The organism is Nonomuraea sp. NPDC049141, assembly GCF_040648415.1.
GTDB lineage: Bacteria > Actinomycetota > Actinomycetes > Streptosporangiales > Streptosporangiaceae > Nonomuraea.
Genome location: NZ_JBEZDR010000002.1, coordinates 84,297 through 105,913 on the forward strand (window position 1 = coordinate 84,297; position 21,617 = coordinate 105,913).

The following is a 21,617-nucleotide window of genomic DNA, read 5'->3' on the forward strand; positions in this document are numbered from 1 at the left end:
CGTCGGGGCAGGCCAGCCGCGGGCCTGCCCCCCTTTTTTGCGGGAAGCAGCTCGACTGACAGGAAACGCACGTGAAGAAATGGCCTGCTGTACTGGCGGTCTTAGCCTCGATCGCCGCGACGATGGTCTACGGGGTGGCGGCGCGAGCCGTATCGGATGATCCGAAGATTGAGACGGGGTTGGCCAAGCAGCTGTCCGCCGGCGGAACGGCCCGAGTGATCGTGACCGCCAGGACCAGAGCCGACCTGATCGCCGCGACCGGCGCCGATCCGGTGCTGCGGCGCTACACCAAGCTGCCGATGGTGGCGTTGCGGGTGGACAGGGCGGGGCTTGCCCGGCTGACCCAGCAGCCCGAGGTCGTGAGCGTGGTCGAGGATCGGCCCGCGCCACCGGTGCTCGGCACGAGCGTGCCGCTCATCGGTGCTGACAAGACCCGGGCGGCGGGACTGACCGGCACCGGCACCGCGGTAGCCGTACTGGACACCGGGGTAGCGGTGCGGCACCCGTTCCTGGGCGGCCGGGTGATCGCGGAGGCGTGCTTCTCGCCCGCCGATGCCGACTACGGCGCCACCAGCCTCTGCCCGAACGGGTCCGAAACGGCCGAAGGGCCGGGAACCGCCGACTCCGAGCAGGGGCCGTGCGTCACGCTCGACTGCGCGCACGGCACCCATGTGGCCGGCATCGTGGCCGGTGGTGTCGGCGTGAGCGGCTCCGACGGACCGGGAGTGGCGCCCGCGGCCGGCATCGTGGCGATGCAGATCTTCAGCCGGTTCGGCTCGGAGGACTTCTGCGGGCCCGGCGCCGCGCCCTGCGTGCTGAGCTTCACCAGCGCCCAGCTCGCCGCGTTGGAGAAGGTGTACACGCTGCGCGAGTCGGGGGTGCCGATCGTGGCGGCCAACCTCAGCCTCGGCTCCGGGCGGTACACCTCCGCCTGTGACGCCGACCCGCGCAAGGCGGTGATCGACCGGCTGTGGGCGAGTGGGGTGGCCACCGTGGTGGCCGCGGGCAACGACGGGTACGGCGACGCCGTCAGCGCGCCGGCCTGCGTGTCCACGGCGATCACCGTCGGGAGCACGACTGACACGGATGAGTTGTCCACCTTCACCAACCGGGGTCCGTTGCTGGACCTGCTCGCGCCGGGTACCGGCATCGTCTCCTCGGTGCCTGGCGGGCGGTGGGCTCCGCTGAGCGGGACGTCGATGGCGGCGCCGCATGTGGCGGGGGCGTTCGCGGTGCTGCGGCAGGCGTTGCCGGCCGCGAGCATCGGCGACCTGGAGGCGAGACTGAAGTCGTACGGCAAGGCGATCGGCTATTCGGGGGCCACCACGCCGCGGATCAATGTCTACGACGCGGCCACGGGGACGACTCCTTCCCCTTCGCCCACCCCGACGCCGACCCCGACGCCTCCGCCTGACGGGAAGTACTGGGTGGACACCTTCGCCAACGCTCAGGGGTATCCGTGGACGTACTGCGTCGGAAAGTGTCCGTCTCAGGGGCAGCTCTGGGAGGCGACCAACTACGTGTTCTGCAAGAAATGGGGCGACGAGGTCAGGGACTCCGCCGGCAACTACAACCGTTGGTGGCTGTTGACCGATCTGGACGCGATGCGGGCCGGTGGGAGCGAGCGGGCCTATGTGTCCGCGTACTACCTGAGCCGGTGGGGCAACGACGAGGCCCGCGACAACAGCGGCGCGGTCATCCCCGACTGCACGGGGAAGAGCGACGGCAAGTACTGGGTGGACACCTTCGCCAACGCCACGGGGTACTCCGGTCCGTTGAGCGGCTCGACGGCGCAGGGCACGCTCTGGAAGGCGACGAACTACGTCTTCTGCAAGACGTGGGGCAAGGAGGTCAGGGACTCCTCCGGTGATCACAATCACTGGTGGCTGCTGACCGACCTGGACTCGGTGAACTCCGGCGCGAGCGGACGGGCCTACGTGTCCGCGTACTACCTGAGCCGGTGGGGCAACGACGAGGCCCGCGACAACAGCGGCGCGGTCATCCCCGACTGCGGCTGACTCTCTGACGGCCGCCGGGTCCGGCGGCCGTCCATCGTGAATACCGGCTGTGAACATAAGTCAACAGGGAGGCATCAAACGGCAATCTAGGCAAGAATCGGTGGAGACCGTAATCGAGGAGGTTTTCCCGTGCGCGCAGTTCTTGCCGCCGTGCTCGCGACGTTCACCCTGTTGGCCACCGGAGTCAGTCCGGCCAGTGCCGCATCAACCCTGTCGGCATCCCTGTCGGCTCTGCCGGGAGGAAAGGCCAACTTCGTGGTCACGCAGGGCTTCCTGCGCGCCGCGTCCACCCAGAACTGGGTGCGTCTGGGTACGTACCAGTTCAAGACCAACGGCACTGTCAGTGCGAACTCCTATCTGTGGTGGCAGCGCAACCCCGAGGGCAGGCAGGCCACCGGTGTCGTCCCGGATTCGAGCTGCGCGACCAAGGCAGGCGGCAAGAGCACCCGCGTACGCGCCTGCGACGTCCTGACCGCCCCCGGTTACACCGGCGCCCCGGACGAATCCCGTACCGGGACCTACACCGTGGCCGGCGACGTGGTGAGCATCCGATGGAAGATCAACCAGACCTGGACCGAGCAGTGGCGCGTACGGCTGTCGCCTGACGGCAAGCTCGCCCAGCTGCAGTTCGCGAAGAGCACCCTGGCCACCCACGGGTACGGCTACGGAAGCAACGCCTCGCTCTCCACGCGCCGCGCGATGAGCTCCGTGCGGGCCTTCCCCGGAGCGCTCCGGCAGGACCTGACCTCCTGGTCCGGCAACCACATCGTGAACTCGCCCAACCAGCCCTTCAGCCAGTCCTCCTTCCGTAGCTGCGCCACCACCACCTGGTGCCTGACCTACCTGCAGCCGGCCTCCAAGGGCGCCTGCCAGAAGTCCGGCGGCTGCCCCAACTTCGGCGGCGGCACCAAGGCGAACGTCAGCTCCATCCAGTACTACCTCACCAAGATCTCCAACACCGACCGCCGCGACACCATGTGGCACTGGTGCACCTGCCTGGCCATGGAGCGCAAGACGTTCTGCTACTCCGGCAACTCGCACATGAAGCCGCTGATGCAGATCATCGACGACAGCGGGGCCTTTCGCGGCTGGGTCGGCGCGGAGGCGTCCTTCTACCCCGGCGGGCCCAGGACCAAGGACATGATGTCCGTCTTCCGCCTCACCGACTTCCGCTGACGCGGCGGTCCTAGGACCAATTGCCGGTGCCGGTCCAGGACCCCCGCCGGAGGTGCGGCGCCGCAGGTCATCGTAGGTTCCTCGGTATGACGAGGAACGCGTTGACGGCGGGGCTGGTGGCGATGGTGTCGCTGGTGGCCTTCGAGTACATGGCGGTCGCCATCGCCATGCCGGTCGTGGCCAAGGAGCTCGGCGGGCTGGAGCTGTACGGGCTGGCGTTCAGCGGCGCGATGGCCGCGAGCGTGATCGGCACGGTGCTCGGCGGCCGGTGGGCGGACGTGCGCGGTCCTCAGGCTCCGCTGTGGACCGGGGCGGCGGGGTTCGCCGCGGGGCTGACGGTCGCCGGGCTGGCGCCGACCATGGAAGTGCTGATCGCGGGCCGGTTCCTGCAGGGCTTCAGCGGGGCGCTGGTCAGCGTGGCGTTGTACGTGGTGGTGGCCAGGGCCTACCCCGAGAGCCGGCATCCCAAGATCTTCTCGCTGTTCGCGACCGCGTGGGTGGTGCCCTCTATGGTGGGGCCGGCGATCGTGGGCGTGGTGACCGACACACTCGGCTGGCGCTGGGTGTTCCTGCTGGTGCCGATCCTGACCGTGGTCGCCGGCCTGGTGCTGCTACGCGGGCTGGCCGGGCAGCCCGTGAGCGGCGGGCAGAGCGAGCCCGCCCCCGGCCTGCTCGGCAAGGTCGGCTGGGCGGCCGTGACCGCCGTCGGCGCGGGGCTCATGCAGTACGGCAGCGGCGGCGGGCGGCTGCCCCTGCTGGTCGCCGGCATGGTGGTGCTGGCCGTGGCGCTCCCGAGGCTCCTTCCCCGCGGCACGCTCCGCGCCGCCCGCGGGCTGCCTGCCGTGGTGGGGCTGCGCGGTCTGTCGGCCGGGGCGTTCTTCGCGGCCGAGGTGATGGTGTCGCTCATGCTGGTCGACCACCGCCACCTTCCCACGTGGGCGTCCGGGCTCGCGCTCATGGGAGGGTCGCTGACCTGGTCGTTCGCCTCCTGGGTGCAGGGGCGCGAGTTCTTCGGCCAGAAGACGAACCTGCGGCTCGGCTCGGCCTCGATGGCGCTCGGCATCCTGATCACGGGTACGGTGGCGTTCACCTCGGTCCCGGTGGCGCTGGCGTATCCGGCGTGGATCATCACCGGATTCGGGATCGGGCTGGTGTACCCGACGCTGTCGGTGCTCACGCTGGAGCTGTCGGCGCCAGGGGAGCAGGGCAAGAACAGCTCGGCGCTGCAGGTGGGCGAGTCGGTGTTCTCAGTGGTGGCGGTGGCGGTCACCGCCGCGCTGTTCACCGCCTCGGGGTCGGCTTACTGGGTGGTGTTCGCGGCCACGCTGGTCATGGCGCTGGCCGGGCTGGCCATCGCCGGACGGGCGATCAAGGATGGTTCGGCCACGATGGCGCAAGAGTGCCTCCCTCGTCCCGCGTGACGTCCGCCCGCCTCAGCCCCGCTCGGCCAGGCATCGGTAGAGGGTGTCGATGAGCCTGGCGGAGAACGCCCCTGACATGGCCAGGTGGCTGCGGACGAAGCCGATGGAGACGCGGTTCACCGGGTCGCAGATACCTATCTCCCCGCCACCTCCCTCGGCCCCGTACGCCTCGGGGGTGGGGCCGTAGCGCGGCGATTGACCGGGAGCCGCGAAGTTGCCGATATAGCCGAGAGTCCTCGGGACGAGAAGCGCGCCCGGGCCGTCCTCGCCGATCGCGTCAGGGCTCTTCACCCGGACCGTGCTGAAGGCCGCCACGGTCTCCGGTGACAGCAACCGCACGCCGTCCAGCTCGCCGCCCATCGCCAGCAGCGCGAACAGCCTGGCGATGCCACGGGCCGTGGAGGTGCCGTTGACGGAGGGGATTTCGGCGGCCAGCACACCGGGGTCGGCGAAGAACGTGTCGACCCGGTCGAGGAATGTGGCGCCGTCCCTCGCGGCGAACGCCTGGCCGGCCAGCGTGCCGGGATCGCGGGTACGCGCCTGCCGCGCCTCGTAGAGACGTTCGAACTCCGGCGGGAGACCCGCGAACGAGACCGGCAGAACGGCCGCGACCAGCGGTTGTTCGGCCGGCGGCGTGCCGATCCTGGTGTCCAGCCCGAGGGGGACGGCGATCTCCTCGTGGAAGAAGTCTCCGGCGCGCTGGCCGGTGACGCGGTACACCAGCTCGCTGAGGAGCCAGCCGTAGGTCAGGGCGTGGTAGCCGTGACTCGTCCCCGGCGTCCAGGAGGGCGTGGCCGCGGCGAGGCCGTCGGCGATCGCCTCGTAGTCGTCCCAGCCGGTGCCGTCCAGCTGGAGCAGCTCGCGCTGGCCGGGAAAGCCGAGAACACCGGCGGTGTGTGTGAGAACGTGCCAGACCAGTACCTCCGCTTTGCCCGCCGCCGCGAACGCCGGCCAGTACCTGCTCACGGGCGCGTCCACGTCCACCCAGCCCCGATCGACCAGGACCTGGACGCACAGTGTCGCCAGCCCCTTGGTCAGCGACATCAGCACGGCCCGGTCGCCGGCCCGCCAGGGTCGGCCCGGCCGGCTCTGGCCGCCCCACACGTCCACGACCGGTTCGCCGTCGACGTACGCGCAGAATGCCCCGCCGCCGTCACCCAGTTCGGCCGTGTTGCCGGCGAAAGCCGCACGCACCGGCTCGAAGCCCTTGGCCACGTACATCTCCATGACGGTCACCGGATTGATTCCGCGAGGACGTGCCGGTGCGCCTCGTGCAACTGGGCACCGGGCGCCACGCCCAACTCGTCCCGTAGCCGCCGGGCGTCGTGGCGCCCGGCCAGGTCGGCATGGGCCAGCACGACGGCCAGCCGGCGCTGCCTGGCGGCCTCGGCCAACGGATGCTGGTGCAGCCGGCTGGTCAGATCCCGCAGCATGGGGCCCTGCCAGCACGACAAAGCACGCTCCCACAGGTGGAGCGCCTCGGCCGGCTCCCGCGACCGCGCCTGCCCGGCCTGGTGGGCCAACGCGTCGAAGTCGGCCAGATCGAGCTGGATCTTCTCCACCGCGAGCCGATACCCGCCCCGCTCCGCGACGATGACGTCCGGATGCAGCAAGCCACGCAACCGGGAGACATAGGTGTGCATGACGCCGCGGCACGAGACCGGTGGCCGGTCGTCCCAGAGGACATCGATGATCTCCTCGTGCGTCACCGGATGACCGGCGTGCAGGGCGAGCAGGGCGAGCAGACACCGCTGCTTCAGCGTTCCGGCCTCGACGACCTGCTCGTCAACGCGTACCCGCAGTGGTCCCAGAACGGCGACTTCCACGCCGACCCGGCCCAGGACGGTCTCCGGATCCAGCCCCACGGCGTCCGCCAACCGCCGCAGCGACGCCACGCGTGGCCGGGCGATCCGGTTCCGCTCGATGTCGCGGAGCGTGCGCACGCTCACCCCCGCGCGTTCGCTCACCTCGGCCTGCGTCAATCCCGCCCGGAGCCTGACCACCCGCAATCGCCTGCCGAACGACGCCGTCACCGCGTCCATCTGGCGCCTCCCCTTGCTGCCGCGACACCTGTGCATTCTTGACCGGCCTCAGGGAGTTCACCAGGTCAAAGACCGGACACTTGGGGACTCTCGATGCCGACGCAGCCCACGTGCCGGAGGAAGACCGCCGGCAGCATGCCGTGACGGCGCAATGTCCGCGAAATGTCCGGTCGAATGCTCTGGATCAAGAACTTTCGACGGCTGAAACTGAGCCTGGCCAGGACGTGAGTCCGCTTCCGGGCGGCAGGCATGGTGCAGCCGATCTGACCCAGCGACCGATGAAGGCGCTGCGGGCTGCCCGATGTGCCCACGCTGCTGGTCTACCGCTGCCAGGTTCCCGGCGTGGGGCACTTCGCTTCCACGGACCCGGGGTGTGAGGGCCAGACGACGGAGCTGCCGGCGCTCGGCTACACCCTCGCCTACACCCGCCTGATCAGGCATACGACGACCGGCTATCCGTACGATCACGCCAGCGCCACCGCCCGGATCGGGGCGAACTACCGTCCGGAGGGCAGCACCGGAGCCCTGTCGATGACCCAGCTGCCCGGCACCACGGCGTTGCTGAGCTGCCAGGACGGCATCGACACCTTCACCTCCACCGACTCCGCCTGTGAGGGCAAGACAGTCGTTCGCCGGCTCGGCTTCATCTGGACCAGCGCGCCGCAGGGCGTACCCGGAGCGCCGGGCGCGATCGGCTTCGAGCTGTTCCGCTGCCGGGCGAGCTGGGGCGACCTGTTCGACTCGGGCGATCCCGGCTGCGAGGGCCAGACGCTCGACCGCTCACTCGGCTTCGTCGCCACCGGACTATGAGCCAGGAAGGGATCTTGACTCATGAGTCGTAACCGATGGCTGATCGCGGCCTTGGGCTGCTTGTTCACCGTGTTGATGGCCGGCACCCCGGCTCAGGCGTCACCGGCGATGATCGTCGATGCCATGGCCGGGCAGGGGCCGGTGAAGCCGAGCGAGCCGGACGAGGTCGAGCCGGTGCCGGGCAAGGACTTCGTGCCGCCGGCCGCCCGGCCCGACCCTGAGGCCGCCTCTGCCCGGAAGAGCGCGCCGAAGGCGGACTGGCCCGCGGCCGGCGCCGCCGAGGTCACCGTTCCCTCGGCGGCGAAGATGGCACGGACCCGGGCCGGTGACCTCCCCGTCTGGGTCGCGCCGGCCAAGCAGCCGGGGCCGGAACGTGTGAAGGTAGAGGTGCTCGACAGGGCCGCCACCGAGCGGGCCGGCGTGTCCGGGTTGCTCTTCTCCGTCAAACGAGCCGATGGCAAGGCCGGGCGCGGGCCGGTGACCGTGACGGTCGACTATTCGGCCTTCAAGGACGCGTACGGCGGCGACTGGGCATCCCGCCTGCGACTTTCGGGAAACCAGACCTCGGTCACCGCCGTACGCAACGACCTCGAAGCCGCGACGGTGTCCGCCGAGGTGTCGGTCGGCGAGGCGGGGAGCACGTTCGCGCTGACCGCTGCGCCCGCGGGATCGAAGGGCGACTACAAGGCCACCTCGCTGGCCCCGTCGAGCACCTGGCAGGTCTCCGCGCAGTCGGGCGACTTCGCCTGGTCGTACCCGATGCGCACGCCGCCGGTGCCCGGAGAGCTGGCCCCGACCCTGGCGGCGTCCTACTCCTCCAGCGCGGTGGACGGGCACACCGTGGCGACGAACAACCAGCCGTCCTGGGTGGGTGAGGGCTGGAACCTGTCGCCCGGGTTCATCGAGCGGTCGTACAAGGGCTGCGCGGACGATCTCGGCGGGAACAACGGCCAGACCAAGACCGGCGACCTGTGCTGGGAGACCGAGAACGCCACCCTCTCCTTCGGCGAGCAGTCCGGGCCCCTGGTCTACCAGAACGGCGTGTGGCGGCCGGAGGACGACGACGGCACCCAGGTAGAGCACCTGTTCCGTGCCGACCCCCAGGCCAACGGCGACGACAACGGCGAGTACTGGAAGGTCACCACCAGCGACGGCACACAGTACTTCTTCGGCCTGAACCGGCTGCCCGGCTGGGCGTCGGGGCGGGCCACCACGCAGTCGGCCTGGACGGCGCCGGTGTACGGCAACGACACCGACGAGCCGTGCAAACAGACCACGTTCGCCGCCTCGGCGTGCCAGCAGGCCTACCGCTGGAACCTCGACTACGTCGTGGACGCGCACGGCAATTCGATGAGCTACTTCTACGAACAGGAGACCAACAAGTACGCCCAGAACATGGGCGCGACCACGGGCACCTACGTGCGCGGCGGCACGCTGGCGCGCATCGAGTACGGCACCCGGGCGGGCGCCGAGTACACCACCCAGGCGCCCGCCCGGGTGGTGTTCGACCGGGCCGACCGCTGCCTGCCCGACCAGACCTGCGCCACCACCCACACCACCACCGCCTGGCCGGACGTGCCGTGGGACACCGACTGCGCGACCACCGCGTGCGGGGACCGGACGTCGCCCACGTTCTGGTCCACCAAGCGCCTGGCGAAGGTGACCACCCAGGTGTCGACGGCTGGCGGGAACTACCGCGGCGTCGATGAGTGGGAGTTCGCCCACACCTACCCGCCGGCCAACGACGGCACCGGTGACAGAGCGTTGTGGCTGAACGGCGTCACCCACACCGGCCTGGCCGGCACCCCCACGATCAAGCTGGACGCGGTGACGTTCGACGGCACGATGCTGGCCAACCGCGTCAACTACGTCACGGACGGCCTGCCCGCCCTGAACAAACCCCGGATTACCACCATCACCTCCGAGTCCGGCGGAGCGATCAACGTCAGCTACGCGTTGCCCGACTGCAAGCCGGGCGCCCTGCCGGCCGCGGCCGAGACCAACACCAAGCGCTGCTTCCCGCAGCGGTGGGCGATGCCGCCCGCGACCACACCGGTCAACGACTGGTTCCACAAGTACGTGGTGACCAAGGTCGTCGAGGACGACCTGGTGACCGATACCAAGGACATGGTGACCAGCTATGACTACGTCGGGGGCGGCGCCTGGGCGTACAACGACAACCCACTGGTGGCCGAGAACCAACGGACCTGGTCGGAGTGGCGCGGGTTCGAGAAGGTCGCGGTCCGCAAGGGTGACCCGGCCAACGACGAGAACAAGCCCGAGTCCAAGACCCAGTACCAGTACTTCCGCGGCCTGAACGGCGACCGGCTCAACGCCGCCGGCGGCGCCAAGACGGTCAGCGTCACCGACTCCTCCGGCGTGGCGCTGGCCGACGCCGAACCGCTGAAGGGCTTCGTCCGCGAGCAGATCACCTATGACGGCACCAACGAGATCACCTTCCAGGTCAACGACCCGTGGACCCGGCTCACCGCCACCCAGGGCACTCTCCAGGCGAATCAGGTGGAGATCGCGCGGACCGAGACCCGGGACTGGTATTCCGCTGGAAACTACCGCGTCACCCGGGAGGAGAAGACCTACGACGAGTACGGCAACGAGACCCAGGTCAACGATCTGGGCGACGTCGCCTTGACCGGCGACGAGCAGTGCACGACCACCACGTACGTGCGCAATGCCGCCGCGATGCTGGTCGAGTTCCCCAGCAAGACCACGACCGTCGGCGTGGCGTGCGGCACTCCGCCGTCGTACCCGGCGGACGCCATCTCCGACATCCGGCTGTCGTATGACGGCCAGGACTTCGGCGCGGCGCCGCTCCGGGGGGACGTGACCAGGACCGAGACGGCCAAGTCCTACACCGGCAGCACGCCGTCCTACCTGGTCAGTGAGACCTCCACGTTCGACGATCACGGCCGGGTCAAGGAGTCGCGTGACGAGCTGGAGCGGGCGACCACCACGTCGTACACCGAGGTCAACGGGCTGACCACCGCGACCGAGGTGACCAACCCGCTCGGCCACACGGTGACCACCACCCTCGACCCGGCCTGGGGGAGCACCGTCAAGGAGAAGGACGCCAACGACCGGACGACCTCGCTGACGTACGACGCGCTCGGCCGCCTGGTGAAGGTGTACAAGCCGGGCCGGACGGAGGCGGGCGGTGACAGCCCGCACCTGCGCTACGAGTACGGCGTGCGCCGCAGCGGTGGCCCGAACTGGGTGCTCACCAGCACGCTGGAGCCCAACGGCAACCGCGTCGCGACGTACGCGCTGTACGACGGCTTCCTGCGGCCCCGGCAGACCCAGGCCCCCAGCCCCACCGACGGCCGGATCCTGACCGACACCCTGTACGACTCGCGCGGCCTGGTCAGCGTCAAACGGGCCGCCTACCACGACACGGAGGCCCCCGGGACGACGCTGTACCAGCCAGAGGCAGGTGCGGTGCCGGCCGCGACCGTCAACGTCTACGACGGGGCGGAACGGCCGACCCAAGAGATCTTCCTGAAGCTGAACGCCGAGCAATGGCGCACCACGACGTCGTACAGCGCCAACTGGGTCAGCGTGATCCCCCCGGTGGGCGGGACCGCTACCACCACGTACACCGACGCCCGCGACCACGTGACCGCGCTGGTGCAGTGGCACGGCAGGACCTTCAGCGGCCCGAACGACGTCACCCGCTACAGCTACACCAAGGCCGGCGACCTGAACAAGATCGCCGACCCGGCGGGCAACGTCTGGCGTTACACCTACGACGTGCTCGGCCGCAAGACGAAGGCTGAGGACCCGGACAAGGGCCCCTCGACCATGACCTATGACGACGCGGACCAGCTGCTGACCATCACTGACGCGCGGGGCAAGACCGTCGCGTCGGTGTACGACAAGCTCGGGCGCGTCGTGGAGACCCATCTGGACTCGCCGACCGGGACACTACTGACCAAGACCGTCTACGACACCCTGGCCAAGGGTGGACTGACCTCCTCCACCCGCTATGTCAACGGACAGTCCTACGTCAAGGAGGTCACCGGCTACGACAATGCCGGACGCCCGGAGGGAACGTCGGTGACCGTCCCCGACGTCGAGAAGCAGCTCGCCGGAACGTACCCCACGACCATGACGTACGCCGCCGACGGCAGCATCGCCACCAAGACGGTGCCCAAGCTGGGCAATCTGGAGAAGGAGACGCTGACCTACGGCTACGACGATTTCGGCCGGCCGGACACGGTGAGCGGCGCCCTGACCTACGTCACCGACACCGAATACAACGAACTGGGCGAACTCGCCCAGCGTGAGCTCGGTCCGGCCGGGAAACGGCTGTGGGGCACCACCTACTACGAGGAGGGCACCCGCCGGGTCACCGAGACCCTCACCGAACGCGAGCAGGTCAACGGCATCATGGTGCACGACTTCACCTACGGCTACGACCCGGCCGGCAATGTCAGGCGCATCACCGACCGGACCGCGGGCGCGGCGAAGGACACCCAGTGCTTCACCGTCGACTACCTGCGCCGCATCACCGAAGCCTGGGCCCAGGGCACCGACACCTGCGCGGCCACCCCGTCCGCGTCGGTCATCGGCGGTCCCGCGCCCTACTGGCACCAGTACGGCTACGACCTGACCGGCAACCGCACCACCAAGACCGTCAAGGGCGTGGCCGGCGCCGCCGACGCGGTCACCACGTACGCCTACCCCAACCCCGGCGACGGCGTGGTGCGGCCGCACGCGGTCACCGGCACGACCACGGGCTCGACGAACGCGGCGTACGCCTACGACGCGGCCGGCAACACGGTCACGCGGCCGGGACCCGGTGGCGCGCAGACCCTGGCCTGGGGCGCCGAGGGCCTGCTCGAGTCGATCAGCGCCGGCGGCAAGACCACCGCCTACGTCTACGACGCCGGCGGAGAGCAGCTCATCCGGCGCGACCCCGGCTCGGTGACGCTGTTCGTCGGCGACGGCGAGCTCCGGCTCAACACCGCCACCGGCTCGACCACCGGAACCCGCTACTACGAGGGCCTGGGCACCCGCACCGGCGACGGCTTCACCTGGACGGTGGCCGACCACCACGGCACCTCCCAGGCCGCCATCGACGCCACCACCCTGGCTGTCACCTCCCGGCGGCAGGACCTGTTCGGCGACCCGCGCGGCGCGGCCGCCGCATGGCCCGCCGGAAGCCGCGGCTTCGTCGGCGGCACGACCAACCCCGAAACAGGGCTGACCCGTTTGGGCGCCCGCGAGTATGACCCGGCGCTGGGCAGGTTCCTCTCGGTCGACCCGGTCATCGATCCGTTCGACCCGCAACAGATGAACGCGTACGCGTACGGCAACAACAACCCGGCCACGATGAGCGACCCCGACGGGCTGATGTACTCCTCTCCCAAGAATCCCGTCAAAAAGTCGCTCACGAAGAACCGCAATGCCGCGAAGAAGCGGCTGACAACCGCCTTGCGGAAGCACACCGAGCGCCAGATCAAGCAGCGTAAGAAACTCAGCCGGGGTCTACGCGACTGGGGCAGAGCTCACCCGCCGGCCCGCAAATACATCCCATGGAAGGGCCCCCATGGCCCGGGATACGAGGACTATTCAGGCCCCCACGGCCCGGGGTACGAGGACTATTCGGGCCCGCACGGTCCGGGGTACGAGAACTACAAGGGCAAGGGCGACTGGGATGTCGTTCTGGGCGACGGCTTCTGGTATCGCATACTCCAGCACATGGACTGGGCCCGCATGTTCGGACAGCCCGCCCACTGGGAGAACCTGGGCAGAGCCTTCGTGTGGATGTGGGAGAACCGGGGAAAGATCATCGGCACACTCGGGGCAATCGCCAGTGCGGTGTGTGTTTTCGGCCTTGTCTGCCTCGCGGCGAAAGCCCTGTGGATGCTCGGAACGGCGGACAGCTTCATTGGGTGTGTCGGTGGAGACAACACCTCTTGTCTTGGGACCACCCTGAGCATGGCGACATGGCTAATCGGCGAAACTGTGCTCAAGGACAGCAAGGCAGGTGGAATAGCTCTTGCTGGAATCGACCTCGCATTGACCTGGATTCCATTCGGCGGCGACACGGTCAAACAATGGAATGGGGGTTCCCGTAAGGTTCCCAAGTGGTGCGGCAATGTATCGTGCTGAGCATTTCAGCCGTATAGGTAGCTAGTTTCGGCCCGAGCTCGCCGGAAGCCTTCCGGCGAGCTCTGCGGCGCGACCAGTAGATCTGCTCGCCTCAGGTCGTCAGCCCTCGGGGATGCCGGAGTCGGTGCGGTCGGCGTCGATCAGGTCGCTGAGCAAGGTGGCGACGGTGGTGGCGAGGTCTCGCAGCGTGGTGTCGGGGAGCGTCGGCTCGCGCTCGAATGCGCGCTGGACGGTACGCGCGAGCAGGTCCGCTCGCTGTTCCGGGCCGCCCGAGGGGGCGGTGCCTTCGGCGCGCAGGAAGCCCTCGAAGGTGGCCTGGTAGGCGTAGCCGAGCTCGTCGGGTTGCAGGTCGTCGCGGAGCAGGCCGTGCTCGGCGAGCAGTTCGAGGTAGTCGCGCGCCATGGTGCCGTGCCGGTCGTCGCGGGCGGTGTCGGGGGAGCTGGTCAGCTTGCCGAGCAGGTGGGGGTCTTGCAAGAGGAACCCGTGCAGCAGGGGGCGGTTCGTGATGGCCAGGAAGTAGGCGCGGGCGAAGTTGCGTAGCAGACATGTGTGCGGGTCCTGCCGCAGTGCCTGTCGTAGCTCGTCCATCGCGCAGAGCACCTCGCGCGCGAAGACCGCGCTGAACAGTTGCTCGCGGGTCTTCCAGTGCAGGTAGACGGTGCCCTTGCCGATGTCGGCTCCGGCGGCCACGTCGTCGATGGTCACCCGTCGGTAGCCGTGGCGCAGCAGTAGGTCCGCCGCCACGTCGAGGATCCGGGTGGCCCGTTCGGCGCGCTGCTGCGGGTCTCGGAGTCGTTCGGTGCTGGTGCTCACGCAGGGACCATATGACCAGATGCGAGATTTGGTCAAGCGCCGTCTTGCGGTTGACTAATTTTCAAATTTCGTCATATGGTCACGTCGTCGGCATCACCTACGGCAGGAGCGAGTCATGAACGGCAAGACCATCCTCATCACCGGCGCCACCGGGAACCAGGGCGGCGCGACCGCCCGCCACCTGCTCGCCGACGGTTGGCGGGTCCGCGCACTCGTCCGGGACGACACCGCCCCGGCGGCTGCCGCGCTCGCCGCCGCCGGTGCCGAACTCGTCCGCGGCGACCTGGACGACCGTGCCTCCGTCGACGCCGCGATCCGCGGCGCGCACGGCGTCTACAGCGTCCAGTCCGCCAACGACAACGAGATCGCCCAGGGCAAGAACGTCGCGGACGCCGCCAAGGCCGCGGACGTGCGGCACTTGGTGTACTCGTCGGTCGGCGGCGTGGAGAGCCAGAACCGGTTCTACGTGGAGCACGGCTGGGGGCCCATCGACAAGTGGCAGATCGAGGAGCACCTCCGCGGTCTGGGCGTGCCCGCGACGATCCTGCGGCCCGCCGGGTTCATGGAGGACTTCACCAGTCCGGCGCGGTTCTTCCAGAACGGCTCGCTCAACGTGCCCTGGCACGACGACCTGGTCATGCAGCTCGTCGCCATCGACGACATCGGGGCGTTCGCCGCGCTGGCCTTCGCCGAACCAGACGTCTACCTGGGCAAGGCCATGGAGATCACCGGCGACAGGCTGACCGCCCCGCGGATCGCCGACGCGCTGAGCAGGGCGGCCGGTCGCCAGGTTCCGCACACCCAGATTCCGCTCGAAGCTCTCTGGGAGCACAACCCCGAGGTCGCGAAGGTCTTCACCTGGGCGAACGAGACCTACTACGACACCGACCTGGCGCCCTTGCGGAAGGCCCATGCCGCCCTCATGGACTTCACCACCTGGCTGGACCGATCGGGCAAGGCGCGGCTCCTGGCGCAACTCGACTCCCTGCCGGCGTAACGGGTCGAGCTCTCCGGCCAAGGCCCGCGTTGGGAGCTCGGAACCGTGGCAGGCCGTCGCCTGTGCCTCCGGTCGCCGGATCTACTGTCTGCGCAGCAACAGGTGGCCTCGGCGGAAGCGTTCACCCTCCAGGGGCTCACGCAGCATCCGGCCGATCTCGACGAACTCGGCCTCGTACGCCAGCCCGGCAAGGTCGTCGATCGGCCACCGGTAAGCCGGCGTCACCTTGTGGTCGAACACCGTCACCGGGTCGCCCTCAGACTCGAAGAAGGCGAGCAGGAGGTGACCTCCCGGGGCGAGCACCCGGCGGAATTCGGCGAAGTACGATCGCAGGTCCCCCGGTGGTGTGTGGATGACGGAGTACCAGGACACGACACCGCCCAGCGTGCCGTCGGGCAGGTCCAGAGCGTCCATCGAACCGACTTCGAAGCGCAGGTCCGGGTAGGCCTGGCGGGCGAGGTCGATCATCGTCGGGGACAGATCGATGCCGAAGGCGTCCAATCGCAGGTCCCGCAGGTGCGCTGTCACCCATCCGGGCCCGCAGCCAAGCTCGGCTACGGGCCCAGCACCAGCGGCCCGTACGAACTCGGCGAACGCGCCGAGTATCGCGCGATCCAGCGGCACCTCGGCGAGATGGCCCCGAAAGAGATCGGCATATTGAACGGCGACGGCGTCGTAGGCTTCCGCGGTGGCACTCAGATAGGAGGGGGATGTGGTCACGACGGACGATGGTAGCCCGCGCTCCGCCTCGCGGTGGCCTCTTGCCCCTGTCAGTTCCGGCGACCGGCCAGCACGTCTCGGAGTGCTTCGCCGAATGAGGTCTGGGGGAATGCCTGCCGCCGGCTGGTGTAGGAGGGCAGGTCCAGGGCGCCGAGTGCGAAGCCGAGAGGATGCAGCAACGGCTCCACGCCGTGACAATCCTCGGCGAGGTCGTCGATCAATGCGGCGCACGCCTTCAGCTGCGCATCCACGCATCCGCAGATCGCGAGACGCAGGCTACCCAAGGGGGTGAGCCGCAGCTCGCAAGTCGGGGACACGCCAACGGTCAGTCGCCGTAGGGGTTTGACGGGGCTAACGCCTGCTGGATGATGTACGCGACGTCATGATCTGTATAGGACAGCAGGGGAAGATTGAGCTGTTCGAAAAGCTGTCTGATTTCTGCCACGGTGGGTGCTTCCGCAAGCATGGTGTCAGCGACGGCGCTGAAGTTCACGGGCCGGCCCTGCCGGAAGCTGATCGACAGGTGCGTCAAATAGTCCGCGTAGAGCTTCGTGTAGCTCCGGATCCGGTACGCACGCCACCCTTTGTCGCTGACGGTCATCAGGAGATAGTCGTCGCAGCGATCGAAGCGTTGGTTCGACCAGACCGAGGACAGGGACAGTTCTATGTCCAGGAGCGAGCCCTGATTGTACTGGAAAGCCGCGAGAATGGTTGCGAGGCAGGACAGCTGAATATTCTTCCCGGTGCCTTCGCCGTTGTCCAGCGACCATAATTCTTGAGTGATCTGCTGTTGATATCTGGCATAAGCATCGCACAGCGGTAAATCATCTGGGTCAAGGATCTGAATGCGGACGTGGATGGGTCTGCTGCGCATTCGCGACAGCCGGGCGAGCTCGGGCAGGGTTTTGGCCCGAAGGTAGGTGCCCGTGCCACCCTTGAATTCCCAGAAGGCGCAGGCCCGGCGGGCGTCGGCGAAGGCCCGGCTGATCGCCGGACCGGCCAGGACCTCGACTTCCGCCAACCCTCTGAGAAGTCCGCGCACCGGCGCCAGCTCTCCCGTGAGATCCTGCACCTCCCGGTGCTTGCCGAGCGTCGCGTCGAGCTCGTTGACGAGGTGGGAGAATCTGCGCAGCACCGATTCGCCCGTGTCCTGTTTGCGCCAGCGGTCCCTGAGCAGCGAGAAGGCGAGCACGGCCAGCGTCACCAGAATCGCATTGCTCACCACGTCGACCGAGACGGTTTCCAGCACTCCGAGAACACTGAAAACAACTGCCAAAGCAAGCGCGAGCGCGGTGTCGGCCTGTTCCTTCGCCCGAATGAGCCACTGCCGCATGGCGCCACCTTTGGGAAGATCACGAGACCCGACCTCTCTGGAGAACTTCTACCCGAAAGCGCCATCAGCCAGACATGAACTGCTGCTCGCATTATGCGCGGCAGTCACATCACGCCCTGCACTCTCAAATACCTCTTTTATTCGCAAGCTCTCCGATTCGGTTGGAGCGCGGCGCGGTTCATTGGGCGGGGCGTCCAGCAGGACGCCCGTCCAGCCCGGCTGCCCTCCGGTCAGCTCGGGGTAGCCGTTCATCGCGTCCATGAGCCGCCAGCCGGGCGGCCTCTGCGTGGCGCTCTTCATCGCTGCGATGAGGTTGGCGCGTTCGGCTTTCAGCCAGGCCAGCGCGGCGGGCCTGTCCGTGAAGCCGATCGGGCGGTCGCGGTCGCCATCGGCGGTCGCGGCGGTGGGCGCGAGTACGGGTGTGGGGGTGGATGCGGATGTGCGCAGCGTGAGCGGGTAGGCGAGGTTCCCTGCCTCTCGCAGGACGCGTAGGTACCAGTCCATCAGCGCGTCCAGCGCTCGGGTACGGTCGGGTTCGCTCTCCTCGGCCCGGACGCGCTCGCGCGCGTACTCCCGCATCAGGTCGTGGAAGGTGTAGCGGCCCGGGTCGCCCTCCTCGATGAGGTGGGCGGCGGCGAGCCGGCACAGCAGGTGATCGGTCTCGGCCAGGGGCGCACCGGAGAGCGCGGCGGCGGCCTCGGCGGTGAACGTCGGTCCTGGGATGAGGCCGAGCAGCCGGAACAGCCGCCGTGACGGCGGATCCAGGCGGTGATAGGACAGGTCGAACGCGCCTCGTACCGCCGCGTGCGGATCTCCGCCGACCGCCAGTGAGGACAGCCGGGTCATGGTGAGCCGGCGGACCTGGCCGGCGATGCCGGCGCCGGGGCGGCCGAGGATGCCGGCCGCCGCGATGCGCAGCGCCAGCGGGAGGTAGCCGCAGGCCCTGGCCAGTTCGCGGGCGGCGTCCCGTTCGGCCGCCAGGCGCTCGCCCCCGAGCAGCCTGCCGAACAGGAGGCCCGCCTCGTCCGGGGCCAGCATGCCGAGGGGAACGGGGACCGCGCCGTCCCGGGCGACGAGGCCGGCCAGGCGGTCCCTGCTGGTGATCACTGCGGCGCAGCGCCGGCCGCCCGGCAGGAGCGGACGGATCTGCTCCTCGCTGCCGGCGTCGTCCAGGATCACCAGGATCCGCCGGTCGGCGAGCAGGCTGCGGTACGCGGCGCTGGCCTCCTCCTCCGTGACCGGCACGCGTTCCGCGGGCACGCCGAGCCCGCGCAGGAACTGCCCGAGCGCCTCGATCGGGCGCAGTGGCCGCTCCGGCGAGTGGCCGTGCAGGTTGACGTAGAGCTGGCCGTCCGGGAACCGGGAGCGGATCCGGTGCCCCCAGTGGAGGGCCAGTGCCGTCTTCCCGACCCCGCCCGCGCCCGTGATCATGGCGATCCCCACCGTGTCGCCGCCGGTCGCGACCGAGTCCAGCAGGCCGAGTTCGGCCGCCCGGCCGGTGAACTGCCCCGGCTTCGGCGGGAGTTGCGACGGCACCGCCGACACCTCCGGCTCCGTCTCGGCCGGGGCGGAGAGGCCGGGTGACCTGACGGTGAAGACGTTCCCCCGGAGGATCCGCTGGCGGAGTTGCAGCAGCTCGGGGCCGGGGTCCAGGCCCAGCTCCTCGATGAGGCGGCGGCGGGTGCGTTCGTACTGCTCCAGCGCGTCCACCCGGCGGCCCGCCCGGCACAACGCCAGCATGAGCAGTCCGACCAGGCCCTCCCGGAAGGGGTGCTCGGCGACGAGCCCGGTCAGTTCGGGGACCAGCCCGGCGTGCCGGCCCGCTCGCGTCTCGACGTTCAGGCATTCCTCGGTGATCGCCAGCCGTTCCTCGCCGAGGGCGTCGCGCAGCCGGTCCAGCAGCCCCCCGCCGGACACGCCCGTCAGCGGCTCGCCCCGCCACAGCGTCAGGGCCCGCCTCAGCCCGGCGGCCTGCGCCTCGTCGGTCTCCATGGTCCGCGCCCGGGCGACCGCGATCCTGAACTCGTGTACGTCCACCTGCTCGGCGGCGAGCACGAGCAGGTAACCCCTCGGGTAGTACGCGATCGTGACCCCGGCTCTGGCCAGGGCGGGCCGTAATCGCGAGACGTACCCCTGCACCATGCCCCGCGCGCCCGCCGGGGCCCGCTCTCCCCACAGCCCCTCGATCAGCCGTTCCACCGACACGGCCCGGCCCGCCTCCAGCGCCAGCAGCGCCAGCACCGCCCGCTGCCGCGGCGGTCCGAGGGGGATCTCCTGGTGTCCACGCCACGCCCGCACCGCTCCGAGCAGCCCGATCTTCAGTACGTGGTCGAGGGCCGGCAGTTCGCATCCGTCTGGCATATCGCTCCCCGTCTGGCACTTGTGGTTACAGCCCGCCATACGAAAGACACGAGACGCAGTCCAGTAGAAATCCTGACGAAATCAAGCCCCCGTGCAGTGCAGTGCGTGACTCTGAACGCGTTCTCGGGGGTTCATTCGCACTCGAATGACCATGGGATGAAAGTACGCGGTGCTCGCCGGAGCATCTCGGAAAGAGGCAACCTTGTCTTATCCGCACGACCTGATGACCGACCTGATGAAGGACTTCGCCGGCGCGGTCAGCCGTTATCCAGACCGCCCGGCGATCACGCACAACGGCCGGATCGTTACCTACACCGAACTCCACGCGTGGGTGCACGCGACCGCCCGGCGGCTGGGACCGCGTCCCGGGGTGGTCGGGGTGATGGCATCACGGTCGCCGGCGACGGTGGCCGGCCTGCTCGGCACGCTGGCGGCAGGCGGAACGTACGTACCCATCGATCCGGCGCACCCGTGGCCGAGGCGGCGGGCGCTGATGTCGGCGAGCGGCTGCACGACAGTGATAGCGACTGAGCCCGCCGCGCCCGCAAGGCCAGCAAAGTCCATTGAGCCCGCCGAGCCCACTCAGCCCGCCGAACCCGGCGCGCGCCTGGTCGACCTCCCCAACCTCGCCGAAGCCGCCCATACGCCGGACGCGGAGACGGACGCGGACACGGTCGTCGCCGGGGAAGATCCGGCGTACATCCTGTTCACGTCCGGTTCCACCGGCGCGCCCAAGCCCGTGGTGACCCCCAGGCGGGCCATCACCACCGCGACCCGCGCGCTGCGAGACCTGTTCGCCCTCACCCCCGCCGACCGCGTCCTCCAGTTCGCGTCGCTGAACTGGGACACCTGCTTCGAGGAGATCCTGCCCACGCTCACCACGGGCGCGACGCTCGTCTTCCACGACCACGCCCACTCGGGATCGTTCCACCGCGTGCTGCGCATGATCGACGCCGAGCGGATCACCGTGCTGGACCTGCCGTCGGCGTTCTGGCACGAGCTGGTGCGCCACCTGGTGGACGAGCGGGCCACGCTGCCCGCGTGCGTCCGGCTGGTCGTCATCGGCGGGGAGGCCGTGAGCCCGGCGCGGCTGGCCGACTGGCGCGCGCTCGGCACCGACGGGATCCGCCTGGTCAACACCTACGGGTGTACGGAGACCACGCTCATCACCCACGCCATAGACCTGCACGGCCCGCTGGCGGCCGGGGGAGCGGGGGAGCGGGTGCCGATCGGGCGCCCCCTGCCGCACGTCCGGCAGCACCTCAGCGAGGACGGCGAACTGCTGGTCGGTGGGCCGTCACTGGCGCTGGGCTACCGGGGCCTGCCGGAGGCGACGGCGGAGCGGTTCGTCGAGCTCGGCCCCGAGCGCTACTTCCGCACCGGCGACCGGGTCAGCCTGGCCGCCGAAAGCCCGGCCACCGACGGCCAGGCCGCCGACGGCGTGCTCGTGTACGAAGGCCGGCTCGACCACGAGCTCAAGATCCGCGGCATCCGGGTCGATCCGGGTGAGGTCGAGGCGCAGATCTCCGGTCATCCGCGGGTGGGCGCCGTGGCCGTGGCGGGCGTCACCGTCGCCGACCACACGACGCTCGCGGCCTACATCGTCCCCGGCCCGTCCACCGCCGACGACCCGGCACTGGCCACCGACGTCCGCGACTACCTGCGGGACCGCGTCCCGTGCCATCTCGTGCCCAGCCGGATCACCGTCGTCCCCGAACTCGTCTACACGGCGAGCGGAAAAGTCGACCGGGCCGGTTCGCATCGGAGATACGCGTCCGCCACCGTTTGAGGGAG

General features: G+C 69.4%; 14 protein-coding genes. 7 read left to right on the plus strand and 7 right to left on the minus strand.

From position 1 onward, the window contains the following. Window positions 1-71: 71 nt before the first annotated feature. From AB0B91_RS05285 to AB0B91_RS05295, 3 genes are all read left to right on the plus strand, one after another. Complete coding sequence (locus AB0B91_RS05285) at window positions 72-2,018, plus strand: S8 family serine peptidase (protein WP_358315952.1); 1,947 nt, start codon at window positions 72-74, stop codon at window positions 2,016-2,018. Window positions 2,019-2,147: 129 nt separating this feature from the next. Then, a complete protein-coding gene (locus AB0B91_RS05290) occupies window positions 2,148-3,194 on the plus strand; it encodes a hypothetical protein (RefSeq protein WP_358315955.1) in 1,047 nt (348 codons plus the stop codon). A gap of 86 nt (window positions 3,195-3,280) precedes the next feature. Then, window positions 3,281-4,615 (plus strand): MFS transporter, encoded by a 1,335-nt coding sequence (locus tag AB0B91_RS05295; protein ID WP_358315958.1) that lies wholly within the window; start codon window positions 3,281-3,283, stop codon window positions 4,613-4,615. 12 nt (window positions 4,616-4,627) lie between these two features. Here AB0B91_RS05295 and AB0B91_RS05300 read toward each other — a convergent pair whose 3' ends face one another. Both AB0B91_RS05300 and AB0B91_RS05305 read right to left on the minus strand, forming a co-directional pair. Further along, window positions 4,628-5,842, minus strand: a complete 1,215-nt coding sequence (locus tag AB0B91_RS05300; protein WP_358317495.1) for a serine hydrolase domain-containing protein — start codon at window positions 5,840-5,842, stop codon at window positions 4,628-4,630. A 5-nt stretch (window positions 5,843-5,847) separates the two neighbouring features. Beyond that, window positions 5,848-6,657 (minus strand): helix-turn-helix domain-containing protein, encoded by an 810-nt coding sequence (locus tag AB0B91_RS05305; protein WP_358315961.1) that lies wholly within the window; start codon window positions 6,655-6,657, stop codon window positions 5,848-5,850. A gap of 303 nt (window positions 6,658-6,960) precedes the next feature. Here AB0B91_RS05305 and AB0B91_RS05310 point away from each other — a divergent pair, with 303 nt between their 5' ends. Next, window positions 6,961-7,467, plus strand: coding sequence for a hypothetical protein (locus AB0B91_RS05310; RefSeq protein WP_358315964.1), 507 nt, complete (start codon window positions 6,961-6,963; stop codon window positions 7,465-7,467). A gap of 21 nt (window positions 7,468-7,488) precedes the next feature. Further along, a complete protein-coding gene (locus tag AB0B91_RS05315) occupies window positions 7,489-13,599 on the plus strand; it encodes an RHS repeat-associated core domain-containing protein (RefSeq protein WP_358315967.1) in 6,111 nt (2,036 codons plus the stop codon). Between the two features lie 99 nt (window positions 13,600-13,698). Here AB0B91_RS05315 and AB0B91_RS05320 read toward each other — a convergent pair whose 3' ends face one another. Continuing rightward, on the minus strand, window positions 13,699-14,412 hold the full coding sequence (locus AB0B91_RS05320) for a TetR/AcrR family transcriptional regulator (RefSeq protein WP_358315970.1): 714 nt from the start codon (window positions 14,410-14,412) through the stop codon (window positions 13,699-13,701). Window positions 14,413-14,527: 115 nt separating this feature from the next. On the opposite strand from AB0B91_RS05320, the gene AB0B91_RS05325 reads away from it, so the two are divergent. After that, a complete protein-coding gene (locus AB0B91_RS05325; RefSeq protein WP_358315973.1) occupies window positions 14,528-15,409 on the plus strand; it encodes an NmrA/HSCARG family protein in 882 nt (293 codons plus the stop codon). Window positions 15,410-15,490: 81 nt separating this feature from the next. Here AB0B91_RS05325 and AB0B91_RS05330 read toward each other — a convergent pair whose 3' ends face one another. From AB0B91_RS05330 to AB0B91_RS05345, 4 genes are all read right to left on the minus strand, one after another. Next, window positions 15,491-16,129: a class I SAM-dependent methyltransferase gene (locus AB0B91_RS05330; RefSeq protein WP_358315976.1), complete on the minus strand. Its 639-nt coding sequence runs from the start codon at window positions 16,127-16,129 to the stop codon at window positions 15,491-15,493. A 50-nt stretch (window positions 16,130-16,179) separates the two neighbouring features. Then, the gene (locus AB0B91_RS05335; protein ID WP_358315979.1) at window positions 16,180-16,380 is read right to left on the minus strand and encodes a hypothetical protein; all 201 of its coding nucleotides are present in this window, start codon (window positions 16,378-16,380) and stop codon (window positions 16,180-16,182) included. Window positions 16,381-16,454: 74 nt separating this feature from the next. Beyond that, a complete protein-coding gene (locus tag AB0B91_RS05340; RefSeq protein ID WP_358315982.1) occupies window positions 16,455-17,462 on the minus strand; it encodes a hypothetical protein in 1,008 nt (335 codons plus the stop codon). Between the two features lie 48 nt (window positions 17,463-17,510). Continuing rightward, complete coding sequence (locus AB0B91_RS05345) at window positions 17,511-19,823, minus strand: BTAD domain-containing putative transcriptional regulator (protein ID WP_358315985.1); 2,313 nt, start codon at window positions 19,821-19,823, stop codon at window positions 17,511-17,513. Between the two features lie 202 nt (window positions 19,824-20,025). Here AB0B91_RS05345 and AB0B91_RS05350 point away from each other — a divergent pair, with 202 nt between their 5' ends. Beyond that, window positions 20,026-21,612 (plus strand): amino acid adenylation domain-containing protein, encoded by a 1,587-nt coding sequence (locus AB0B91_RS05350; RefSeq protein ID WP_358315987.1) that lies wholly within the window; start codon window positions 20,026-20,028, stop codon window positions 21,610-21,612. Window positions 21,613-21,617: the final 5 nt, after the last annotated feature.